Here is a 23,786-nt window from a genome sequence, read left to right as displayed (position 1 = left end):
CCGTTCTTTACTCTTTACGCTTTACTCTTTAAACTCAGGTCACTTATGTTCAAAGCAGTCGAAGCGCCACTGTCCGGACATCCGGATAAAATCTGCGATATTTTGGTTGAGTCTATTGTGGACGAGTATTTGCGTCGTGATCCCTTGAGCAAGCTCGACATTCAGGCGCTCGGCAGTAACGGTATGGTGATGATGGGCGGCGTGGCAGATTCGAAAGCCGATTTCGATGTGGCGGAAGTTGCGCGCAAAGCGTACGGCGGGATTGGCTATACAGACTCGCTCGAATTTTTTGTGAACATTGAAAAGCCGTCGGTGAACGGCGTCGGCGATGTCCCACGTCAGCGTGGCGGGGGAGCACAGGGGACGGCGATCATTTACGGATACGCAACAAAAGAAACGCGCGAACTTTTGCCGTTGCCTGTTGTTCTTGTTCACGCACTCGCGCGACGCATCGACGACCTCAGACAAACCGATCCTCGATTTTCTTGGCTCAAGCCCGACGGGAAGATTCAGTTAGTCATGGACGGCAAGAGCGTCGAGCATGTAACCGTGATCGCCGAGCACGACGCGAACATGGATGTGTCGCAGGTGCAGTCGCTGTTGCTCGAGCATGCTGTCGCTCCGGTTCTTGGAAACGTCGAAGGAGTAAAATTATTTATTAACCCGAGCGGTCCGTTTACGAACGGTGGTTTTGCATTGAACGCCGGCGTATCTGGCAGAAAAATTCTCGCTGACGCATATGGTGGACTTCTTCCGCACGGGGGAGTTGCGCTCGCCGGCAAAGATCCGCTCAAGCCCGCCCGCGCCGGCACCTACATGTCCCGTTACGCCGCGCGCGAGCTAGTCAAAGAAGGTTTAGCGAGCAACGTCCTCGTTCACGCCGTTTACGCCGTGGGTCTCGCTGACCCAGTTTTATTGTCGGCTCGTGCGGGTGACGGAACAGACCTTTCCCAGGTCGTCAAAGACCGCTTCGACTTTCGTCCAGAAGCAATTGTCGAACGCTTTAACTTGCGCCGCCCTTTTTATACGTCATGTGCCACATACGGCATGTTCGGCCGAGAGGGGGTGCCATGGGAGGAATAGTTACTGGGTAAGAATGGACGTGTGATATTTGAGATACAGAACTACTAGCGCAATTTGGACAAGGACAAGGATGGCGAGGACGAGCTGAAAACTCGTCTTCTTTGTTTTATGGCGAAATAAATACATGCCAGTAACGGCGCCGATCGATCCGCCAAGAAATGCTGAGAGCCAAAGAATACGCTCGGGGATGCGTTGGCTTCCGGTGCCGGCAATCATTTTGTCGAGACCGTACAACAGGAAGGCGCCGATGTTGAGACCGATAAAAAGTGCAAGCAACCACGAAAAATGAAAGTAGTTTCCAATTAATAAAGCCGAGGCGAACGAGAAAAATAGCCAGGGAACAAGCGCGCGGGTGTGTGGGGATTTTAATCTGATGTCGCGTGGGCGCATATGTTATACTTGGGCGGTAGTCATAAGAATACTTCTATGTCGGAGGATATGTCCACGCCAATTCAAACTGCAAAAAAGCCACGTGCAAAATCTATGAAGACGAAAGTAATGTCTACGGCATCAAACATGCCGCACTCAGGAACTGTGTGCCGTAGCTGCCACCTTTTGCCGGTTGGCAGTATGGATTTGACGGCGCTCATGCTGGTGTTAGTGTTCTCGTTGTCAGCCGTGTTGTTCACTACGGTTTACGCGCTGAACCTCTCCCACGCAGAGGTAGCTCAGCTGAAGACCCAACTCACTTACCAACAGTAAATTCTATGCGCATTGCTCCTGTTGCTTTCGTGATGGCGGGGTTATTAACCCCGCTTTTTCTCGGCGCGGGTTGTGTGCAGGGTTCGGTTACGTTACCGACCCCTTCCGAATCTTCCGACGCTGTGGTAAAACCATCGTCGGATTTTTCATCTTCAAAAACAACTGCTCCTATGGCCAACACGTTTCCAGGCAAACTAACCCCTAGCGAGATCGAAAACAAGCAGATTCGTTTAACGACTGCGAAGGGCGATATTGTCATCCAGCTCTATCCAGACACTGCTCCGCTGACAGTTTCCAACTTTGTCTCGCTGGCGAGCAAGGGTTACTATGACGGACTAATTTTTCACCGTGTTATTAAGGGCTTCATGATCCAGGGCGGAGATCCTACCGGTACCGGTATGGGCGGCCCGGGATATAAGTTTGAAGACGAACTTAATGATACCCATACATACGAGCGCGGCACGGTGGCCATGGCTAACTCTGGTCCGAATACAAACGGCAGCCAGTTCTTTATCATGCACCAGGACGTTCCGCTCCCTCATCTTTATTCCATTTTTGGCAAAGTGACTTCCGGCTTGGAGTTCGTTGATGCGATTGCAGGAACAACGGTTGATGGCGGCGACCGTCCGCTCGCTGAGCAGAAGATAGTAAAAGTGACGGTCGAAGACGTAAAATGAAACGAATAACTCAAAAACATTTCTATCAGTATCTCAAATGCCCCTCGTGGATTTCTCATGACGCTAAAGAGGCGAGGGCAGAGAATCAGCTAAAAGACCGCCTCCAACAGGACGGTCTTTTGCCATCGCATGAAAAGGAGATGCTAAAAGGGAAGAAGGTGGTGGAGGTCGAGAGGGTTGGGGAGGTTGGGGAGGCCTTCGAAAAAACTCTCGAAGAGATGAGGAAGGGCACGCCGACTATTTACGGAGGAGTCTTGGTTCATGGTCGATTTGTTGCCGAACCAGATCTTCTCGAGCGAGTTGAGGGACGGTCAAAACTTGGCGACTATTACTACGTAGCCTGTGACATTAAACGGTCTAGCCGACTAAAAGATGAATATAGACTTCAAGGGTGTTTCTACGCAGAGTTATTGAACCTAATTCAGAGCACTCGGCCACTACAGGGTTACATCATGCATCCCAACAAAGAGGTCGAGAGCTACTTGCTCGAAGAGACCGCGGTGAAATACCGTCTGACGCTCGACTCGATTGAGAGAATTATGGACGGGGAGGAGGAGCCGCATTTTTTGACGAGCGACTGCAAACAGTCGCCGTGGTTTTCCGCGTGCAAAGTAGAAGCTATCGAGTGTGATTCCTTGTCGCGTCTGAATAGAATCTGGCGGAGCGAGGTGAAAGAGCTGGAAGCTGCGGGATTTAAGACCGTTACAGACTTCGCACGTCTTCATCTGGATCTCATTGCGGGAAGGGTGACAGGCATCACGCGCGAACGTCTAACTTTTTTGCATCTGCAGGCTCGGGCACTGCTCGAAAATAGATTTCTCAAGGTCGGTTCCGTGGATCTTCCCAAGAGCGATCTCGCGTTGATTGTTGACGTCGAGTCTGATCCACTCCGCGACGTGCATTATCTCTTCGGCGTGCTTGAGAAGGGCGATGGCATCGACGTGTACCATTCGTTCCTAGCCAAAGATCCAAAGGACGAGCGCAGGGCGTGGGAAGATTTTGTGGCGTTCATGAAAAATTATCCTGGCGTGCCGATTTATCATTACGGTTGGAGCGAGCAGGCAACATTCAAGGATCTCGGCGAGAAATACGGAACACCCATCGACACGCTGCAGATGCTCGAAGAACAGGGCGTTGATCTTCTGATTCGTTTGCGCGAAGCGGTCGTCTTTCCGCTCTCGTTCTATTCGCTAAAAGACATTGCACAGTTCCTCGGCTTTAAGTGGCGGCACCAGGACGCGTCCGGCTTGAACTCGGTGCTCTGGTTTAACGAATGGCTGACCAAGGGTGATGAAGCTGCGCTTAAAGATATCATCGAGTACAACGAAGATGACGTTCGTGCTACGCTCCTCTTGAAAGAATGGGCCGAGAAGAACTTGAAATAGTATGCAACCATACAAAGCAAAGCGATCACTGACGTGGAAATCTTTTTGGCCGATTTTGATCATCGTCGTGATCGCTGGAGGATTAAAAGTAAAATCCTATCTATCTCAGCCCGATGTCCCCACGGCCACCGTTCCTTCCGTGGCGCATGACCAAATTGTTGAGACGCCAGTTGTGGAGCCTGTCGCACCTTCGGCGCCGCTCCCGACGGGAACACCAGATGCGGGGTTAGAAACCCCGCCTGCCGATGTTCCCGCGTCTCCCATCGAATTCAATCTCGCGGTCCCGTTCGCCTCCCAGGCGCCCTTTATGATTTGGGATCCGTATCATGAAGAAACCTGTGAGGAGGCTTCAATCTTGATGACACTCGAGTTTTACCGCGGAGCCAAAACAGTTGACCCACAATTTGCTGATGACCAATATTTGAAGATGACCACGCTCGAAGAATCTTTGAGTTACGGTCTAAGTATGACGGCCGAACAGACGGTCGACACTATTCAAAAATATTCTGATTTTTCGGCGCGTGTAGTTGAGGATCCGACCGCGGAAGAACTCAAGGAACTTTTGCGCAAAGGCTATCCCATCATTGTTCCCGCCGCCGGTCGAGAGCTCGGCAATCCGTTCTTTACAGGCGAGGGCCCGCTCTATCACATGCTAGTTATCCGCGGCTACACCAAAGACGGAAAATTTATCACGAACGATCCCGGCACCCGCCACGGCGAAAACTACTCCTATAACGAAGGCATCTTCATGTCCGCCATCGGTGACTGGAACAACGGCGACCCAGCCAACGGTGCTACTCGAGTAGTCGTCATTGAGCCAAAATAAAAAAACAACACCCCGTTCTCTCAACGTTCCGGCTCGTGCCGGTGAGAGGGTGGGGTGTTTTGTTGTCGTATGCTTGAGCGTCACGGACTGTCGAAGGCCTTCAGCCCCGCTTTCACGGCGTCGTAGTTGTCGCGGAGCCAGATGAGACGGTTGATCCGTTCGTTCAGCTCTTTGACCGTGGGCAGGGCTTCGCTCGGAATTGCGCGTTCGCGTGGTTCCGTGCCATTGGTTGGGATCCCGAGCGCGATCTTGAGCTCCCAGGAGAGCTGCACGCCCAGTTTCGGCCCATCCTTGCCCAGACTCTCTTTTATTTCCGACAGGTCTTTCTTGGTAAAAATCTCTTCATTCAGGTACTCGACCTCGGACTTCTCGATCAGCTGCCAGACGAACTCGATGTTCGCCTTTTTTGCGCGTTTCGACGCGGTGATCGAGAGCTGTAGGATCTCGATTGTGTACTGGAGCGCGAGGTACAGGTTGTTTGCTCGCGTCGGCCAACCAAGAACTTTGTCACAGGTGAGCACTTTCATGACGTCTCCTTAATGTGCAACCTCAACGCGAGGTCGACTACACACAGTACCATTTTTTGAGCGAAAAGTCAACCAAAAGTAGGCTATACTTACCGCTGAACCTAGCGAAAAAAGGCGAGTTTTGGGTTGACAGAAAGCCATTTTTCTGCTAAGATTGGCGGTTATGAAAATTGCCATGATTGGACAAAAGGGAGTGCCAAATATTTTCGGCGGCGTGGAAACGCATGTCACGGAGTTGGCTACCCGCTTGGTGAGACTCGACAACACCGTAATTGCTTACGCGCGTTTTTGGTATACGCCGCGCGGTACAAAAATGTTTAACGGTATCCGGGTTGTTCGCTTGCCGAGCATTAAGACGAAGATGCTGGACGCAATTTCGCATACTTTTCTTTCAACCATGCACGCCTGTTTCTTTGTACGTCCGGACGTCTACCATTTTCACGGAGTCGGGCAGTCCCTGCTCTCGTGGATTCCTCGCGTCCTAGCCCCTCGCGCCCGCGTGGTGGTTACATTCCACGCCATTGACCGCTTCCATGATAAATGGAATCCGTTGGCGCGTTTGATGTTGCATTTGGGTGAATACTGCGCCATTACTTTTCCGCACGAAACGATCACAGTATCGAAAGTTCTTCGCGACTACGTGAAGAAAGAATACGGCGTCACTGCCACGTATATCCCTAACGGTATTTCGCCACGTCGAGCCTCCGCTGACCCAATTTTACTCAAGCCATTTAAGCTTGAGCCATTTGGGTACATCGCCATGGTGTCGCGACTTGTCCGCCACAAGGGCCAGCACACGCTTATTTCTGGCTGGAAGAAGGCCCGCGAACTCCGACCAGAGCTTTTCAAAGATTTGAAGCTCGCAATCGTGGGAGACTCAGCTTTTACGGACGCGTATGTTCGAGAACTGAAGGAGATGGCAAAGGGCGATGATTCAATTATCTTCACCGGTTACCAGCGCGGAGAAACGCTTGAGTCCATCTTCATGGGCTCCCGGTTCATCGTGCACCCTTCCATCAGCGAAGGCCTCTCGATCGCCATTCTTGAAGCGATGAGCTACGGCAAGGCTGTGATTGCCGCGAGTATTCCGGAGAACATGGAGGCAATTGGTGACCACGGTATTCCATTCAAGCCGGGAAATATTAACGAACTCGCCGAGAAGATTATCGAGCTAACAGAGGACCCTATGAAGGCCGCCTCCATGGGACACGTGGCTCGTCATTATGTAGAGGACACGTTCAACTGGGACGCGATTTCGAAGAAGACGCTTCATGTCTACGAAGAGCACGCGAGCCAAGCAAAGCCCGTTCTCGCAACCCGATAACGAAAACCGTCGAGCTCAGCTCGACGGTTTTCTGTTTACTCATTTTCAAGCGATTTTGGGTTGGGGGAGTAGATGTTGTATTCGATTGCATCACCGTTCTCATCCGTTTCGACGTGTGTTCCACCAAAGTGGTCCGTGTGATGGTAGATGGTCGTGGCAGTAGAAGCGTTCCAAGTCGATGTTGCGACGGATCCGAGAGCGCCGACGAGGATGTTGCGATCAACATTCGTGCCGTCTACCGAGTAATAAGAGTTCGGATAGATTCTCGCTGCACCCGAGCCGTCCCGAAGAACACGACTACCGGCATCGTCGTACTGATAAGTGACCGTCGTTGTTCCGTCTACTGAAGTGAGAAGCTGATTCCGATGATCCCAAGTATTTGTCCACGTCCCGTCACCGGTCATGTTGCCATTGTAGTCGTACGTCAGCGTGGTGCTGCTGCCAATGTGAGTAGGGGCGTGAGGGTTGGCGTAGTTGCCGGAGGCTGTGCCGCCGTACGTATAAGAACCCTTATCTGAGGAAGAGGCAATGTTGCCAATGCCCGTGTAGGACCAGGTTTTTGTGTAGTCGAGCGCACTGTCTGCGCTGACGGAGTCGGCATTTGTGAGGAGGTAGAGATCATGAGGGTGGTTTTGTGTTTGGTGGATCAGGATTGTGTCTCCCAGTAAGCCTCCAAGAATGCATCATGCAGCATCTCCGTGTCTTCATCACTCGTTCTATCGACGAGAGCTACTCCGCTCCATGGTCCATCTGGATCGCCGGTTCCATCCACCCAATTGAGTAGTTCAAAAATTACCCGTGCAGATTCGTTTGTGATAATTTTTTGAAGTACAGGATAGATGGCCGGATTCTTCTGGAGGGCTATTAACATTTCTGATTCTGTTCCCGTTAGCTTTTCATTTGGAGGATAAAAGAATAGCTTCTCGTATTCATTATTAGCGATCCTATTTAGTGATTCCGCACCGTTCTTTCGAATGAGTGTATTGAGGCTCAAGAGAAGCGTTTTTTTGTTTGATGGAGATAGTTGATTACTCATATTCATGTATTACTTGGTGAATTTATCGAGCATCCGTTTGCCGAATTCTACCTGTTTTTCGAAGGATTGTGGCCTGAGCCACTCTCGAACCGTTTGATTTCCGGTTAGTTCAGGAATTTTTGAAGAATAATATCCACTGACTTGTTGATGGATTTCTTTTGGAAGACTGATGAGGTTGTCTGTACTGTGGATTGCCTGCCCTCCAAATCGTTCAATATTAGATGCACTTTGTTCGACGATATGGTGCCATTGCCGTCCTTCGCCCGCCGCTCCGGCAAATCGTTTGAATGCGGTGAATGATCTGAAGCCTTGGGTGCCGAGTCTTTCGGTCGCACCAAACGGGGTAATTATGCCCGCTACGTCTGCTCCAGCCATCAGCCTCTCGACCATGCTTGAATTCGGATTTCTGGCGACGTCTAGGGCGTTGCCCAAGACCGCAACTCCAACGCCACTCGCTATGATCGCACTCGTTGTAGCGATCTCAGGAGCCATTGCTAGAAGTCCGGCCACCAGTACAGGGATGAACTCTCCGTTGGGGTCCACATATGTGATTGGATTCTCACGTGCGTATGCGTAACTGTTGCCAAGCTGAGGATCTGTAAGTACACGTTTCTGTTCGGACTCATGATTCGAAGTTCCCATGTTCAAGAACACCGGGTCCTCACTCAAGAATACTCCATTCTCCGCATTGTAATAACGTGCACCGTAATAATACCAACCTGTATCTATATCCTTTTCTTTTCCTGTGTATTTGTTTTTGTTCTCATACGCTCCGGTTTTTACGTCAACGAGCGTTCCACCGAATGGAGAATAGATGATGTACTCAACCGTAGCCCCGTTTTCGTTGGTTTCAATATGGGTTCCACCGAGGTGGTCAGTGTGATGGTAGGTGATGCTGTCGACTGTACCATTCCAGTTTGAGGTGGCTACGGAGCCGAGGGCGCCGACGAGAATGTTGCGATCGACGTTGGATCCGTCTACGGAGTAATACGAATTCGGATAGATTCTGGTCGCACCCGAGCCATCCTGGACCACACGGTTACCAGCGTCGTCGTACTGATAAGTGACCGTCGTTGTTCCGTCTACTGAAGTGAGAAGCTGATTCCGATGATCCCAAGTATTTGTCCACGTCCCGTCACCGGTCATGTTGCCATTGTAGTCGTACGTCAGCGTGGTGCTGCTGCCAATGTGAGTAGGGGCGTGAGGGTTGGCGTAGTTGCCGGAGGCTGTGCCGCCGTACGTATAAGAACCCTTGTCTGAGGAAGAGACAATGTTGCCAATGTCCGTGTAGGACCAGGTTTTTGTGTAGTCGAGCGCACTGTCTGCGCTGACGGAGTCGGCACCCGTGAGGCGGTAGAGGTCATCGTAGCCGTAGGTGATGGCCAGGCTGCCGTAGAGCGATGAAGCGTCTGCGAGTGTTGCAAGATTGCCTACGTTATCATAACCGTAGATGAAGTTTTCGATGCCATTCGTGCCTGACGTGGTGGTCTTGTTCTGGAGGCGATAGAGCTCTGCTGCATCATAGCTCCAGGTGGAAGTAACTCCGTTGCCGTAAGTAGCTGCCGTCACTTTGCCGTGCGGACCGTAGGTAATGCTGCTGACTTCGGTGACGGGAGCTCCGTGAACGTCATCGAACGCTGCAGAAGTAATCTGCCCGGCGCTATTGAGCGCGTAGGTTGCCGTGCTGGTGTCTGGGTAGGTGACGGTCGACACGTTGTTCTGGCGATCGTACGCGTAGGCGGTGGTGTAGCCAATGCCGCTGATGGTTTTTACTTCAGTCGCCGTGCGTCCCAACGCGTCATACGTGTAGGCGGTGGTTGCGCCTCCCAGAACCGCAGCGGAGCAACGCTTGCCAACACCGTTCGTGCAGGAATCATAGGTGTACGTGAGGTCTGTGCCGCTAGTGCCGGAGGCGTTTTCTGTTTTAAGGCGATTGAGCTCGTCGTACGCGTAGGTAGTGGTGACACCGTTCGGGCTCACGGCTTGAATCATGTTGCCCAGGGGATCGAAACCGTAGCTCCATTCGCCAAAATAAATATCGCCGCTTGCGTGGAGATCAGTCATCGCAGTCCGGTTGCCAAGGCCGTTGTATGCAAACGTGCGAATGTTATTTTCCGCGTCTGTTAGTCCGGTAAGATTTCCGGCAGCATCGTACTCGTAAGACGTTTCGAGCTCGGTCGCATCGATGACTTCAATGACACTCTCGAGCCGACCGAAACCATCCCAGTGATATTTCTTGGTGTTATTTTCCGCGTCTGTTTCTGTTGAAATACCTTCGTCGTAACTCGTGACGGTGCTTCCTGCAGCATTTGTTTTGCTGGTGAGACGATGTAGTGCGTCACGGGCGTAAGTCTCGTAGAGCGCGACGGTAGTGGTTGGGCTCGTGTGGCCTGAGCCGGCAGAAGAATAGGGAAGGGAGGCCTTCTTCACATCTCCACGTTCGTCATACGCGGTGTCGATCACGCTGTAGCTGCTGGCCGCTTCTTCGCGGGTCTGCACTGGCCGGCTGAAACCGTCAAAATACGTGTAGGTTTCTTTCTGTATTAAACCGTCGAACAGGTCTGATTCATGGATCGAAGAAGGGAAACTTACGTCGTCATATGAGAACGTGCGAACGTTCAAGAGTGACGCCGGCGATGACGGATTTGGTTTCTTTTCTGTGATAGGACGATCGAATCCGTCCAGCACCGTCTGGCTGATGAAGCCGTTCGCATCCGTGGTCTCTATAACCTTGCCTGACGAGTAATCATAGACGTACTCAGTGACTTGACTGAGATCGTTTGTGACGCTCGCCGGATAGAGTTCCACTGCGTCGGGAGTAATGGTTGTAGTATTGCCATTTGCATCAATCACTGCCGTACGGAAACCATACGCGTCATAGGCGAAGTTTGTTTCCGCATTTTCAGTAGCCGAAATCTTTTTCACCTCTCGCGTAACGTTGCCAATGCTTACGGCGTTAGTCGTGTTCCCGTCATAGAACCTGGTAGTTCGGCGAATGGTGTCAATGACATGATCCGTGAGCGTTTCGGAGGCCAGGTAGCCGGATTCACCGCTCGTCCACTGCGCGTAGGCGTAGGCAGTCGTCCGATCATCCGTGCCAGAATCCGTAAAGGATCCGTTATCGTTTCCAGTGCCAAGACCATACTCGATTTTCTCAACGAGGTTTCCGTTGTTCGTATTGTATGTATACCGAACGGCAGTATCCCGGTGATCGGCATCACCATCGTAGTCCATGACCAGTGTCTGCGTTTTGTAGACAAAGTCTCTGCCATTTCCGATGTCAGTATTAACCCACGTGTCAATTGTCGTGCGATAGAGGTTTCCATTACTGTCGTATTGTTCTTCGCGATAGCGATGTAGGAGCTTGCTGACGTCATCCGTTGCTTCGCCATGAGCGGAGTCCGAAGTATTTCCCTGATGGTAATAGCTAATCGTCACATTTCCAAGCCCGTCCGTTGTCGTTACTTTTCCGAACCCAGCGAACTTTCTGTCGTATTCATTGTTGTAGTAAAATGAACCATTTTCGTATGTATAAGATTGCGTTGAAACATTCCCGAATCCGTCATCCGTCGTGATGGTATCGACAACTTGAAGAGAGAAAGGAAGTGAGGGGTTGGGAACGGTGGAAGAGGTGTAGGCTACATCTGTCGTCGCTCCGCTTGTTGATGAGACGCTAGTTAGAAGATCGCCCCTGCCTCCGTCTTGGACGAACAGGTAGGTATAGAGAACCTCGGGCGTTCCGGTTCTAACGGAGTGCATGAAGTCCGTCAACATCGATCCAGAGAAATTATCTTCTCGGACGCCACGGTCAGCGCCAGCGCTGGTAGTCATGGCGACCGGCGCTCCTTGAAAGTTTGTATCTTCAACCCATCCCTCCTCTCCTCCCCGGTTGATGTAGAGGTTGCTTTCAGGGTTTCCTGTTGAGTCAAGACGAGAGTGGAAGACGTCCGTGAGACCATCTCCGTTAATATCAAGAAGCCGCGTGCCGGTATCTTTTCCTGTCGCGAGGAAGGTTGCGGGAATGACGTAGCTGGTGTTTTTGATCCACCCAGTTCCGTTCCCCTTATTGATATAGACCTCGTTGGTTGTTGATACGGCTTGCAGGAGGTCTGTTAACCCATCGCCGTTGACGTCGGCCGTTCGGAACGCCGCATCTTTTCCCTTTTCAGTGGAAATGTTTATCGGCAGTACATAATTTCCATCCAGGGTCCAGCCAGTTCCGTCGCCATTGTTGATGTAGAACTCGCTCTCGATCGCAGCTGTCCATTGATTCATTCGTCCATAGACAATATCAGGAAGACCATCTCCGTTCACATCAAAAATCCTTGTTGAGTTATCAAAGGCTGTAGGAATGACAACTGTAGTATCTTGGGTCCACCCAGTTCCATCGCCATCGTTGATATAGACTTCGCTGTATAAAACACCGGTGTTCTGATCTCTCCGCGCTTTCAAAATGTCCTGATAGCCGTCACCGTTAAAATCGGCGATGCGCACGCCTTGGTCATAGCCATTACCAGCGAAATAGACTGGAATGGTGTAGCCTGCATCTTCTACCCAGTTGTTATTTCCATCGTTCAGATATACTCCACGTTCAATGATGGGCGTGCCGCCGTTGTCAATTATTAATGATTTTACGATGTCTGGCAGCGAATCTCCATTTACATCAAAGACAAACGTGCCGATGCTAGACGCGCCTCCTGCCGCTATGGCAATAGGAATAGAGGCAGTCGTATCTTCCGTCCAGGTCCGGTGGCTTGCGGAATATGTAAACGTGGTAGCGGGTTTAGTGATGCTGTTGCTAGCCTCGTCTATCCCGGTCTCTGTGATACTTGAAAGAAGCGGTCGGGTGGTGTTGTCTCCGACCGTATAGTTAATGTCGTAGATACGAACATTTGTATTATTCACTTTTACGGTAATCGCGGAAATTCGCTGGCCGGTTTTTACAGAGAATCCCGTGGCGAATGATTCGTTTGTGGTCGAGCTTGCTTCCAGAGTAAAGGCGATGTCAAAAATACCGGCAGTGTTGGCGTGTCCAGTATAGTTAATGTTGCTCGGATAAACCTGGTTATTGGTACTGGAATATGAGTAGGTGACGACGTTGTCATTCGTGTCACGAGTTTCTGTGAGGTACCAAGAGAAGACGTGAGAACTGTTGGCAGGGTCAATGACCCGCGAGTTGCTGCTCCCGCCGAAGGTGTATTGCGTGCCAAGCATGTCCGTCACCGTCCAGGTTTCGTTCGTGTTGTAAACGTAGGTAAGGAAATTTCCATTTTCGACTTTGACCGCATAGGTTCCGTGCGAACCATCGGACAACAATACGTCGACCAGCTCTCCGCCAAGCGAAGAAGTGAAGTCGTGTCTGTTGTAAAGCTTGTCGACCCCGCGTTTGTTGACCCGCTCAATCTTTGGGATTGAGGGGCTCCAGCCGTAGCCCGTAATACTAGCGTCATCCGCGACGCCGCTGTTATAAGATAGCGAAATGTTTGGCTGCATGGCATTGCGTCCGGGTGGAACGGAGATGGGATAGGAATATGAAAAAGACCCCGAAGAGTCTTCTGGAGCAACACGAACTGGTGTGGATGCGATAAACGGCGAACTGTCTTGTTCTATCGCACGCACCGGCAGGGTAGTTGCGAGCACACAGAGTGTTGCTATGAATCCCGAACGAAGCAGCTTTCTCATAGAGCGTTCATTTAATTCTTATGCTCGTTCTAACACGAAAGCGGCCTCTAAAGGTTGGTTGATGTGGATAACAAAAATCCGCCTTCCAGTTGTGCCGGACAGGCGGGTTTTAATTACTCATTTTCAAGCGATTTTGGGTTGGGGGAGTAGAGTTTGTTTTTGATCTTCCACTGGCCAACGTACTGGCCAAGACCGGACTTGTTCAGCTTGTTTTTGACGGTCGTGGTTTCTTGGCTCCACTTGAGCAAGGACTCGAATGTAATTTTATACCGCCCTTGAACGACTATATAGGTTACAGCTCCATCGGAGACTGCACGGCGAACAGTCCGCGGGCTGACACCGAATAGCTTCGAAGCTTCAGAAACGGAGAGGCGAATGGGCGTTTGCATAATGCTACACTAGCGTGGACAAACTTTTTTACTTGTCCATACTAGTGTAGACAAACTCAGAAAGCTGGTCAAGAGGAGGCATGTGGCTAATCTTGCCAACATTTTCTCTAGACTGTAATGTTTTCCGATTAACAACGACTTCATACATGTCAGCTTACCGTCAAAAATTCCTCGCCTTCCGCGTGTACCGGTTCAAGGACACGGACGCGTACGGAGAGTTGTATGACATCCATGCTGACCGCATTCGTCGGTTCCTGGTCTTTAAGGTCCCTCGCAAAGAGGACGCCGAGGAGATCACGAGCGAGGTGTTTCTCCGCGGTTGGGAATACATGACGTCGAGTGCGGTAGATAACGTAGGAGCTTTGCTCTTCCGGATCGCCCGAAACATCACCGCGGACTTCTATAGGAAGAATACGCCGGTGGAGGTGGTCGAGGACTCGGTGCTAGAACAGGTTCCTGCGAGCGGTTCCTTGGTTGAAGAAGTCACGCAGAAAGGGGAGAGCGATGACCTTATAGAGAAGATGAAACTTCTCAAGGATGAATACCGTGAGGTGCTAGTGCTCAGGTATTTGAACGAGCTAAGTATTAGCGAGATCGCGAGTACGCTTGAACAGACACCGAATAATGTCAGAGTAACCCTTCACCGGGCCAAAAAAGCACTCCAAGAACTTTGTGTCGAACCTTCTATCACAACTTAAGAGTTTGAAAAATAATCCCCGAGCAGGGGCCCTTTCTCTTTCTGAGCACGGCGCGGCTAAGTCCCGCCTCCTTTCACGTGTGAGCGCTGACTTGCCAGTTCGCCAGACTTCCAAGTCTTACGTCTCTTGGTATGTCAGTTCTTTTATTTCTAAGCCGGTAACTATCGGTGTGGCTTCAGTTACTCTTTTTGCCGGTAGTCTTTCTACGGTGAGCGCGGCTTCGTCGAGCTTGCCGGGCGAAACCCTCTACTCAGTAAAACGTATTACGGAACAGGCTCAGCTTCGGTTGGCGTCGCTCGATCGTCGCGCTGTGCTCCATACCGAGTTCGCCGAGCGCAGATTGCGAGAAGCGGCAGAACTTCGCTCATCAGGATCTACGGACGAGGGCCATCAGGCACTCGCTAAGACAGCCATGGTGGAATACGCCTCGGAACTTTCTCAGGCCTCAGCCGATTTGAAAAACTTGAAAGACAGTGTTGGTTCGTCCACGGCACTCGCCGTCGTGACTGACGTGCAGAATAAGATCGACTCGATGAAGGCAGTGATCGAAGAAACGGCATCGACCAACTCAACTTCAGCAGCCGGCACGGAAACCGTTGACGCAAAGCAGGCCGTGAAGGAGGCGCAGACTGTCGCAACTACCGTTGCGGTAGATGTCCATGAGCAAGGAGCTACAGAGAAATCAACCGTTGAACTGAAGGCCATGTTCACTAAGGAGCTCGGATCTATAGAGGCCAGACAAACCTTCGATGAGCATCGGTTAGACACTATTAGCAAGACGGTGCTCGGAGTGAAGATGTTTGACGGAGTGAAGGGGATTCCTTCCGGCGATGACCTAAAGAGACTGAGCTACGTGATTAAGCAAACCAAGCTACAGATTCCGGAGGCTATGAACGGTTTCGCCGCCGGTGGTTACAGAAGCGCCTTCGCTACGCTCCAGGGGATAGACGCAGAACTGCTCAAACTTGAGGCGAACATTGCGGAAACAGAAATCCTCATTATGCAGACCAGGGCTGACGCCGAAGCTAAGGCCGAAGCCGACGCTAAGGCCGCGGAAGAAGCCGCCAAAGCCGAAGCGGCAACGAGCGAAGCGAGTTGTACGGACGGGGCTTGCCCCGTCCCCGTCTCAGAATAGAGCAAGGCATTTCCTTCAGGCAGGGCATCGCACGATGCCCTCCCGAAAGGGACTGCGTTCAACGCATCCCGGGTAAGCACGCTTCAAAGGTCGGGGCCGCAGGCCCGTGCAAACCTCTATCTCTTTACCCCTTAAAAGGGGAAAATGGTTTCTGTAACTTTATGCAACATGTTCTAGAAACAGGAAAGCGCGCTCTCTCTGCCGCAGTAGCTGCAGCGACGATCGCTTTCTCGATTGGCGCCGGTGCTCTTATGAGCCCAGCCGTGACGCACGCTGCAGCCGCTGGTGACCGTATCCGGAGCGCTTCGCTCTCTACGGTTTACTACTACGGTTATGACGGTATGCGCTACACGTACCCTAACCTCAAAACATACTCAAGCTGGCACTCCAACAGCTCTGGCGTAGCTGATTTCAGCGGCGTCATGACTGTCTCTGACAGCACGATCTCTGACATTACTCTTGGTGGCAACATCGTGTTCCGCCCAGGTTCTTCATGGATCAAGGTGACCTCTGACCCGAAGACCTACGCAGTAGGCCGCAACGGTAAGATTTACTGGATTGAAACAGAAGCAGTGGCCGTCGCTTACGCTGGATCCGACTGGAACCAGCGCATCATGGACGTGCCAGATGTCTTCTTCACGGACTACACGGTTGGTGCATCTCTTATGAGTGCAACAGCTTACAACGGCATGATGTACTCGAGTGCTGGAAACACCTACCTTAACTGGGATGGTGCAAAGCGCTTGGTATCCTCAGCTGGTATGTCAGCTAACGGTCTCCAGTCCATGTACGTCATGGATGGCGCCGGTGTTGTAGATAGTGCCTTGTCCGCTGGTGCAGATTTGACCACGAAGGAAGCTTCGGTGTCCGATGACGCACAGACGGTAACTGGTACGGTAGTTTCTACGGGCGGCCTGACGGTCTCCGCAGCTTCTTCCATGCCAGCCGGCGCTTCGCTCCCAGGTGGATCGAACTCCGTGCAGGTCTTTTCTTTCAACGTACAGGCAGGTAGCGCAGCAGCAACGTTTAGCGGCGTAACCCTCTCCATGATTGGAGCTGGTTCCACCAACAACATTTCTAGCGTTTACTTGTACGAAGGTAGCACGCGTTTGACGGAATCACGCACTGTGAACTCCTCCACTCGCCAGGTATCTTTCAACAACTTGAACCGCTCCATCGCTGCCAACAGCATGCACACCTACACGGTGCGCGTGACCACTTCCACCTCCCAGGTAGCAGCTGATACGTTCGGCTTCAAGGTTGCCAACTCTGCTGACGTAGTGTCTGCAGGATCAGTGAGCGGTTCCTTCCCAATCACGGGTAACATCTTCACCTTCACTGGTGCTGATGCTGGAACTCTCTTGATCACAAAGTCCGGCACGATCGCTGACCCAACGGTTGGCGCTCAGGATGCAGAAATCGGTTCCTTCAAGGCAGCCGCTAACGGCTCCGAAGCAGCTGACATCTCCGCTATCACCGTTAAGGTAGACAACGCTTCTGATCACTCAGACTTCCGTCTGTGGGATGGCAGTGTTCTTCTTACCACTGGTGTTAACTCCTCCGGTGACTGGGTGGTCTTTGATCTCTCCGCACATCCTTTCCACATCAATGAAGGTGGCAACAACATCTTCTCAGTATCCGCGGATATTGGTGGACAGTCAGCTGACACCGTTAAGGTGTTCATCGACAACAATGTTGACATCGTAGCTATCGGCGGTGACTTCGGATTCGGCCTCACGGTTGATACCGGAACCGTTGGTACTTATGACGGTGCTTCCTGCACATCTTCATCTGGTAACTGTTCCTTCAGCACGGTTAAGGGCGGCAAACTTACGTTTGCTTTCAATGGCCCAGCTGCTGGCGACGTCCAGGTAGATTCTCAGGACCAGACCCTCTTGAAATTCTCGGTCACGGCTACTCAGTTCATCACCATTAAGGACCTGGACATCCAGGTAGCTGCTGATGATGACGACGATGGCACCGTTACAGAAGGTCAGGAAACTGGTGACGCTGATGATGACGGTTTGATTAACTCCGGTTCTGAAGCTAACTTGAAGGACATCAAGATCATCAACGCTGACACCGGCGCTGTAATCATGGGTCCTTTGGAGCTTGACACGACTACGGATGACGCTTCTTCAGAAACCAGCTTGACTGGTACTGCAGAAGACGCTCTTCAGATCATTGACTTCACAGATGACTTCTCCTTGAACGCCGGTGAGACATTGAACTTGGCGGTCACGGCTGACGTAGACAACGGCCTCACCTCTGGTGAATCCCTTGCTGCCATCTTTGACATGAGTGGTCTTGTTACGGAAGACACGAACGGCGATGCTCTTGCTACCGCGGATATCATCCCTGGTTCAGACATCACTGGTTACACCCAGGTTGCCAGACAGGCTTCCTTGGTAGTTTCCTTGGCCAGCACGCCAACCAGCGTCACCACTGTTGACGGTACACAGAACGTATCTGTGGTCGGCTTCACTATGACTACTGGTTTGGCTTCTCCAGTAACGATCACTGACCTGACGCTTTCTGCTTACGGTCAGGACACGTCTGTGAGCGGTACTTACGATATCGGTGGTGGCGTTAGCACAACCTCTGAGAGCGCAGACGTTAACGATTACGTTGACTCCTGCTCGCTCTATGACGGTGTTACGCGCGTAGCCGGTCCAGAAGCTCCAGCAACTAACGGTCAGACTATTCGTTTCAGCACCATGAGCTGGACTATTGCAGCCGGTGCCGTTAAGAACATGACTGTTCAGTGTAACTTTGCTAACACCTCAACGACTGGCGATGCGTTCTTCGCATTCGACATCGCTTTGGCTGGTACCAACATTACAGCTGAAGATTCTTCAAGCAACTCGGTTACAGCTACGGGCAACGCGGTGAACGGTGGAACTGCACCTACTCGCACTGTCACGGTATCTGATTCCGGTACGCTTTCAGTGACTGTTGGTTCAAGCACCCCAAGCGCAGACTTCGCGCTGACAGGTACCAACAACGTAGAAGTAGCTCAGTATCGCTTCGCAGCGACACTTGAATCCTTCAACGTTCAGACGCTGTCTTTCACGGAAGAACAGGCTGAAGACGATATGCTTGGAACGGCTTCTACAGCTGATTCCAGTGTCTACGCTAACAACATCTCTCTCGTGACCCTCTCTTACCCTAAGGCCGACGGCACCACGGGTACGGCTACGGCCTCTATGTCTGGAAACGCTGCGACGTTCTCTGGTCTATTGATGTACGTACCGGTTGGTACACCTAAGGATGTTAAGGTCTACGTGAACTTGCCTCCTACGGATCGTGATTCTGGTGGTTCCGCTACCAGCAACGAAAAGATCCGTATGGCCTTCTCTGATGGAGACAACTCCGGCAGCGAATCGTTCAAGGCAACTGGAGCCGGTTCTGGCTTCACGCTTGACGAGGCAGCTTCAGGAATTGCTGATCTTGGTGATGATGTGTTCGCAACCGACAGTGTTCCTACCTTCGTGGTTAAGGAAACTAAGCCGGTGGTTACACTCAGCTCCTCTTCACCTTCCGGTAGCGCTGTTCCAGGCCGCTCTGAAGTGCTCCGCTTCTCAGTTGCTGCTTCTTCTAACGAAGACGTAGTATTGAACAAGCTGCTCTTCAAGGTGACTTTGACGGATAACGACACTTCCAACACAGACGCTACCAGTGTTGACTGGAACGAATGTGACACGGATAACCCAGCTGTCGCAACGACGACTGCCGACTTCGATCTATACAACTTGACGATGGATGGCACGTCTCAGACGTTGGACACTGCAGATGCTGACTGGACACTTTACCAGTCAACAGGTGCAGCTTGTGACACTACGAACTTCACCCAGGATCTCAGCTTTGTGGGCATCGCGCTCCCAGTTGCTGAGGTTGTAGCTAAGGGCACCTCGAATAACTTCGCTGTGTACTTTGACTCAACTGGTGCAAGCTCAGCCAACGACGACTCTATCCGTTTCGATCTTCCGACCGATCCAATCGTTTCAACGTACTTGAACGTTGCTGACGCTTCGAACGTGACGGATCTCTTGGAAACGGCTAACACGCTCGCAGTTGATGACGGCACTGCCTTCAAGGTAGGCGATGTGATCAACTACAGCACGGCTGATGCTACGACGGTGGCTTCTACAGATGAAAAGATGTTGGTGACCGGTATCGCAACTCACAACCTCTACGTTGTTCGTGGATACCTTGGTTCCAGAATCTACACATCTGATGCTACGCTCACTGGTACGGCATACGATCTTACGGACGACATCCAGCGCCTCCCGGGCACCTTGCTCTGGCAGGATGATGGAACTAACTCCGCAGCTTCGGCTACGAACACCGGTGATTACTGGGGTTCGTACTTGGTCGACAGCCTCACGGTCTCCGGCGGAACATTGGTCTTCTAAGACTAGTGTGACGTCCTAAGCCAAAAGGTTTAAGACAGCAAAATCCCCCAAAGCGAAAGCTGAGGGGGATTTTGGTTTTTCTTCGCTAACATTAGGTAAAATACTTGACAAAACAGCATTTTTTTGCTATTTTTATTTGGCCTTGAGTTACGAAAACGGCTATCAAGCCACAGCTTTTAGGGGTGCTTCAATGCGTTACAGCAACTGTTTGGTTATGGCTTCGTTCATGTTCTCTGGTTGCGCGTTGATCCTGCCGGATCACATTCCGCTAGTTGATGCGGACGGCGATGGATTCTTCGTGGAAATTGATGACTGCGACGACAATGACGCGTTGGTTCACCCGAACGTTTGGGATGGTGATACCGATGAGGAGAATGACCTCCCGGCAGTCGAGGAAATTCCGTGTGACGGGATTGATAATGACTGCGAGGAGGGAGACGCGGGCAGCGATCAGCGTTTGCCGCGCTACGCGGACAAAGATAGTGATGGTTTTGGAGACGGCAGTGCCGAGCTCTGGGGCTGTGAGGTCTACGGAGTTGAGGGACTCGTGTACAACGCCGATGACTGCGATGACACGGATCCTGACATCAACCCGAGTATTCCTGACTTTCCTGGCGACGGTGTCGACCGGAACTGCGACGGCAAGACGACGGAGGTGGAGATCAAAGACGATGACGAAGACGGGTTCGATGGCTTTGTTGACTGCGATGACAACAACCCCACCGTCAATCCGGTCGCACAGGAGGTCTGCGACCTCATTGATAACGACTGCGACTTGCTCGTGGACGACGAAGACGCTTCCGTGATCGGTCAGGACAAGTTCTACAAGGACGCTGACCAGGACGGAGTTGGTACGAACAGCAAGTCTGGTCAGATTCTGGCCTGTGAGATGCCGGAAGGGTACGCAGCCCAGAGTAAGGATTGTGATGACGGGAATGCCGCAGTCTATCCGGGTGCGGCCGAGAGTTGCACGGACCCGGAGGACCTCAACTGCGACGGCTTTTACGGCGCAGAGGACGGTGACGGAGACGGCTTCTTTGCTTGTCTCGAGTGCGACGACTCTGCGTTTGAGGTCAACCCTGCCGCCACAGAGGTGTGCGATGGGGTGGACAACAACTGCGCGGATGGGATCGACGAAGGGACGCTCATCGCGTTCTACCAGGACACGGACAAGGACAACTACGGTTCTGACGTGTTCAAACAGGCGTGCTCGGCTCCGGCCGGGTACACGCTCGTGAACGGTGATTGCGATGACGCCCGTCCGGCCGTTAACCCGGACGAGAGCGAAGTCTGCAACGACCGTGATGACGACTGTGACGGCGTCATCGATCAAGGCGTCTTGCTGACGTTCTACAAGGACACGGACGGTGACGGGTTTGGCGGCGGGACTTCTACGGAAGCCTGCACGCCGCCCGCCGGGTACGTGGCCAATGAGAGCGACTGCAACGACGCGAGCAAGTCTGTGAACCCGAGCGCCACGGAGGTGTGCAACAGTCTCGACGATAACTGCGATGGCAAGATCGACGACAACGCTGCTGACGCAAAGACGTGGTACTTGGATGGCGACAAAGATGGGTACGGGGGAGTCACCTCGACCAAAGCGTGCTCGGCTCCGGCCGGGTATGTAGCCGCCTCCACGGACTGCGATGACGCAACTGCGCTCGTCAGCCCTGCCGGAACGGAAGTCTGCAACGGTAAGGACGACAACTGCGACGGCTCCGTGGATAACGGCGCCACTGGCAGTGCCACGTACTATCGGGACAGTGACAATGACGGTTATGGGGACAGCTCCAAATCCGTCAGTCAGTGCAGCCCGCCCGCGGGTTATGTGCTCAACGCGACTGACTGCGATGACGCCAAGAGCGGCGTAAATCCCGGGAAGACGGAAGTCTGTAACGGGGTGGACGACGACTGCGAAGGCGGAATTGACGAAGGCGTGAAGAACACTTACTTCGCGGATACAGACGGTGATCAGTACGGCAACGTGCTCGTCACCACGCTCGCCTGCAGCCTGCCCGTCGGCTTCGCAGCCAACAGCACGGACTGCGACGACACGAAGAGCCTGATCAATCCCGTGGCCGCTGAGGCGTGCAACGGGGCCGACGATGACTGCGATACTGCAGTTGACGAAGGCGTGAAGAACACCTACTACCAGGATGGTGACGGAGACGCGTACGGAATTCCGACGTCGACTATTGCTGCTTGCTCGGCTCCGGCCGGGTTCGCCAGCGTCTCGACGGACTGCAATGACACTGACAAGTTCGTGAACCCCGGGGCCGTAGAGGTCTGCGACGGGGTAGACAACAACTGCGGGTCCGGGATTGACGAAGGCGTTATGCCGACATTCTTCCAGGACCTTGACGCTGATGGGTACGGAACATCTGCGCCAACCAAGCAAGCGTGCAGTGCGCCCGTTGGCTACGCTTCGGCCGCCGGTGACTGTGACGACCGTGCGCCGTTCGTCCACCCGGGCGTGGCGGAGTCGTCCAAGACGGCGTCTGATGACAACTGTGACGGTACCTTTGCCCACACGGACGGAGTGACCACCTTTGCAGTTTCCGGCAGCGCGCTCGTCGCTCGGTTCACGGGACCGAACCTCATTGGCAACTCGTGTGACGTGACGATGGGGTGCGGGGCGCTCTCAAGTTGGACGACGTACTCGTACACGCTCGGTCGACCCTCCACTTGGGGACCTACTGGACCGCTCGCTTTCACCACCACGCTCGGGAGTACGCGGAACGCTGCGTACTTTGACAACACTGGTGGTGCGGCCGGTATTGCGGACGAGTGTCGTGCGTACACCTTTACCGCGGGCGTAGGGAACAAGTACGCCATGACGTTCGACTACGCTAACCAGTCGTCGACCAACGGACAGATCCTCCGAGTGTATCGGTTGTCTGACTACGTGGTTGATCATGTGGCCGCTACAGAGCTCTACTCGACGTCGACCGTGCTTGCCGGTACGGATCGGCAGGTGGTGACCTGGCTGACCGCTGGGAATACGACCGAAGGGTTCGTCCTCTGCGCCGGTGGCGTCACGGCCACTGACCTGGTCGGGTTCACCGAAGCGTGGATCGGGGCAGCTACCGTACAGTGAGACCATCGTGACCCCGTGTTTTATCCTCCCTCTCGCTTGAGGGTACAGGGATGAAACGCGGGGTTGCTCTTTTTACCAGGTTTTTCTATACTTTCGCCCATATGGCTTTGACTCGCACACACTATATTATTGGTGCCGTTTCTCTCGTTCTTCTCCTGTCTTTAGGGTATGGAGTTTTCCTCTTGGTTGGACCGTCGGCTAAATATCGCGGACTGACCACTTATGTTCAGGTTGATATGGATCCAGCTACGCGGGCGTATGTTGAGAATCAATTGAGGACCGCGCAGGCAGCTTTAGCGGCTGATCAGGCTGATGGCGGAGAGGTGAATTTGAATAGATATGATGCGGTGGGTAACTATGCCTTGGTTCTTGGCGACCTGATCACTTCTCGTGAAGCATATGAAGCCGAACTAAAAGGCAATCCGCTTAACTACGCGGCAACCAATTCTTACGGCAACGTACTGGCCAAGATGGGTGATTATTCTGGTGCCAGAAAAGCCTTTGAGCACGCTATAGAACTCAGTGCTGGCCAGGGACCAGAAAGTTTTTATATTAATTTAGTCGAGCTCTTGGAGGTGCATTTCCCGGCTGACCAGGATTCGGTGAAAAAACTTTTAGAAGTTTACGTGGCCAAGCGCGGGCAGACTTCCTGGAACATGGTGCAGCTTGGTCGGTGGTATCAGAACGCTGGAGATTGCCAACGCGCTATTGACCATTTTTCTGTAGCCAAAACTCTTTCGCCCAAGAACCAAAGTATTGCGGATGAACTCCAGGCCCTGAAAACGACATGTATTGTGAAGTAGGTTCGGG

At 52.4% G+C, this 23,786-nt stretch carries 17 protein-coding genes; 11 read left to right on the top strand and 6 right to left on the bottom strand.

Annotated features, from left to right (window positions below; all coding sequences use genetic code 11):
- The first annotated feature begins 45 nt into the window (after positions 1-45).
- Positions 46-1,083, top strand: coding sequence for a methionine adenosyltransferase domain-containing protein (locus WC813_03080; GenBank protein ID MFA5946983.1), 1,038 nt, complete (start codon positions 46-48; stop codon positions 1,081-1,083).
- On the opposite strand, the gene WC813_03075 is transcribed toward WC813_03080, so the two are convergent.
- The gene (locus WC813_03075) at positions 1,084-1,473 is read right to left on the bottom strand and encodes a DUF1294 domain-containing protein (GenBank protein MFA5946982.1); all 390 of its coding nucleotides are present in this window, start codon (positions 1,471-1,473) and stop codon (positions 1,084-1,086) included. It abuts the gene before it with no gap.
- Positions 1,474-1,566: 93 nt separating this feature from the next.
- On the opposite strand from WC813_03075, the gene WC813_03070 reads away from it, so the two are divergent.
- From WC813_03070 to WC813_03055, 4 genes are read left to right on the top strand one after another with little or no spacing between them, the layout of a single operon-like run.
- The gene (locus WC813_03070; GenBank protein ID MFA5946981.1) at positions 1,567-1,785 is read left to right on the top strand and encodes a hypothetical protein; all 219 of its coding nucleotides are present in this window, start codon (positions 1,567-1,569) and stop codon (positions 1,783-1,785) included.
- 5 nt (positions 1,786-1,790) lie between these two features.
- A complete protein-coding gene (locus tag WC813_03065) occupies positions 1,791-2,462 on the top strand; it encodes a peptidylprolyl isomerase (GenBank protein ID MFA5946980.1) in 672 nt (223 codons plus the stop codon).
- Entirely contained in the window at positions 2,459-3,847 is a 1,389-nt protein-coding gene (locus WC813_03060; protein ID MFA5946979.1) for a TM0106 family RecB-like putative nuclease, read from the top strand. The genes WC813_03065 and WC813_03060 overlap by 4 nt, the downstream gene beginning before the upstream one ends.
- 1 nt (position 3,848) lies before the next feature.
- Complete coding sequence (locus WC813_03055; GenBank protein ID MFA5946978.1) at positions 3,849-4,673, top strand: C39 family peptidase; 825 nt, start codon at positions 3,849-3,851, stop codon at positions 4,671-4,673.
- An 80-nt stretch (positions 4,674-4,753) separates the two neighbouring features.
- Here the strand turns inward: WC813_03055 and WC813_03050 are convergent, their stop codons facing one another.
- Positions 4,754-5,200, bottom strand: coding sequence for a DNA-directed RNA polymerase subunit alpha C-terminal domain-containing protein (locus tag WC813_03050; protein ID MFA5946977.1), 447 nt, complete (start codon positions 5,198-5,200; stop codon positions 4,754-4,756).
- A 163-nt stretch (positions 5,201-5,363) separates the two neighbouring features.
- Here WC813_03050 and WC813_03045 point away from each other — a divergent pair, with 163 nt between their 5' ends.
- Positions 5,364-6,524 carry a glycosyltransferase family 4 protein gene (locus WC813_03045; GenBank protein MFA5946976.1) on the top strand — a complete coding sequence of 387 codons (1,161 nt, stop codon included), beginning with the start codon at positions 5,364-5,366 and terminating at the stop codon, positions 6,522-6,524.
- A 35-nt stretch (positions 6,525-6,559) separates the two neighbouring features.
- Here WC813_03045 and WC813_03040 read toward each other — a convergent pair whose 3' ends face one another.
- The 4 genes from WC813_03040 to WC813_03025 form a co-directional block, all read right to left on the bottom strand.
- Entirely contained in the window at positions 6,560-6,928 is a 369-nt protein-coding gene (locus WC813_03040; protein MFA5946975.1) for a hypothetical protein, read from the bottom strand.
- A gap of 242 nt (positions 6,929-7,170) precedes the next feature.
- Entirely contained in the window at positions 7,171-7,560 is a 390-nt protein-coding gene (locus tag WC813_03035; protein MFA5946974.1) for a hypothetical protein, read from the bottom strand.
- A 9-nt stretch (positions 7,561-7,569) separates the two neighbouring features.
- Positions 7,570-13,242 carry a SpvB/TcaC N-terminal domain-containing protein gene (locus WC813_03030; protein MFA5946973.1) on the bottom strand — a complete coding sequence of 1,891 codons (5,673 nt, stop codon included), beginning with the start codon at positions 13,240-13,242 and terminating at the stop codon, positions 7,570-7,572.
- Between the two features lie 113 nt (positions 13,243-13,355).
- Positions 13,356-13,631, bottom strand: coding sequence for a helix-turn-helix domain-containing protein (locus tag WC813_03025; GenBank protein MFA5946972.1), 276 nt, complete (start codon positions 13,629-13,631; stop codon positions 13,356-13,358).
- Between the two features lie 146 nt (positions 13,632-13,777).
- On the opposite strand from WC813_03025, the gene WC813_03020 reads away from it, so the two are divergent.
- The 5 genes from WC813_03020 to WC813_03000 all read left to right on the top strand — a co-directional run bounded on the left by WC813_03020 (position 13,778) and on the right by WC813_03000 (position 23,779).
- Complete coding sequence (locus WC813_03020; protein MFA5946971.1) at positions 13,778-14,329, top strand: sigma-70 family RNA polymerase sigma factor; 552 nt, start codon at positions 13,778-13,780, stop codon at positions 14,327-14,329.
- Positions 14,304-15,464 (top strand): DUF5667 domain-containing protein, encoded by a 1,161-nt coding sequence (locus WC813_03015; GenBank protein MFA5946970.1) that lies wholly within the window; start codon positions 14,304-14,306, stop codon positions 15,462-15,464. Before WC813_03020 ends, WC813_03015 begins: the two co-directional genes overlap by 26 nt.
- Before the next feature lie 161 nt (positions 15,465-15,625).
- Positions 15,626-19,879 carry a hypothetical protein gene (locus WC813_03010; GenBank protein MFA5946969.1) on the top strand — a complete coding sequence of 1,418 codons (4,254 nt, stop codon included), beginning with the start codon at positions 15,626-15,628 and terminating at the stop codon, positions 19,877-19,879.
- A 214-nt stretch (positions 19,880-20,093) separates the two neighbouring features.
- The gene (locus WC813_03005; GenBank protein ID MFA5946968.1) at positions 20,094-22,976 is read left to right on the top strand and encodes a putative metal-binding motif-containing protein; all 2,883 of its coding nucleotides are present in this window, start codon (positions 20,094-20,096) and stop codon (positions 22,974-22,976) included.
- A 101-nt stretch (positions 22,977-23,077) separates the two neighbouring features.
- Positions 23,078-23,779, top strand: coding sequence for a hypothetical protein (locus tag WC813_03000; GenBank protein MFA5946967.1), 702 nt, complete (start codon positions 23,078-23,080; stop codon positions 23,777-23,779).
- Positions 23,780-23,786: the final 7 nt, after the last annotated feature.

The organism is Patescibacteria group bacterium, assembly GCA_041659765.1.
Taxonomy (GTDB): Bacteria; Patescibacteriota; Patescibacteriia; order UBA9934; family UBA9934; genus JAGORL01.
This window is presented reverse-complemented; position numbering and strand designations above follow the sequence as displayed.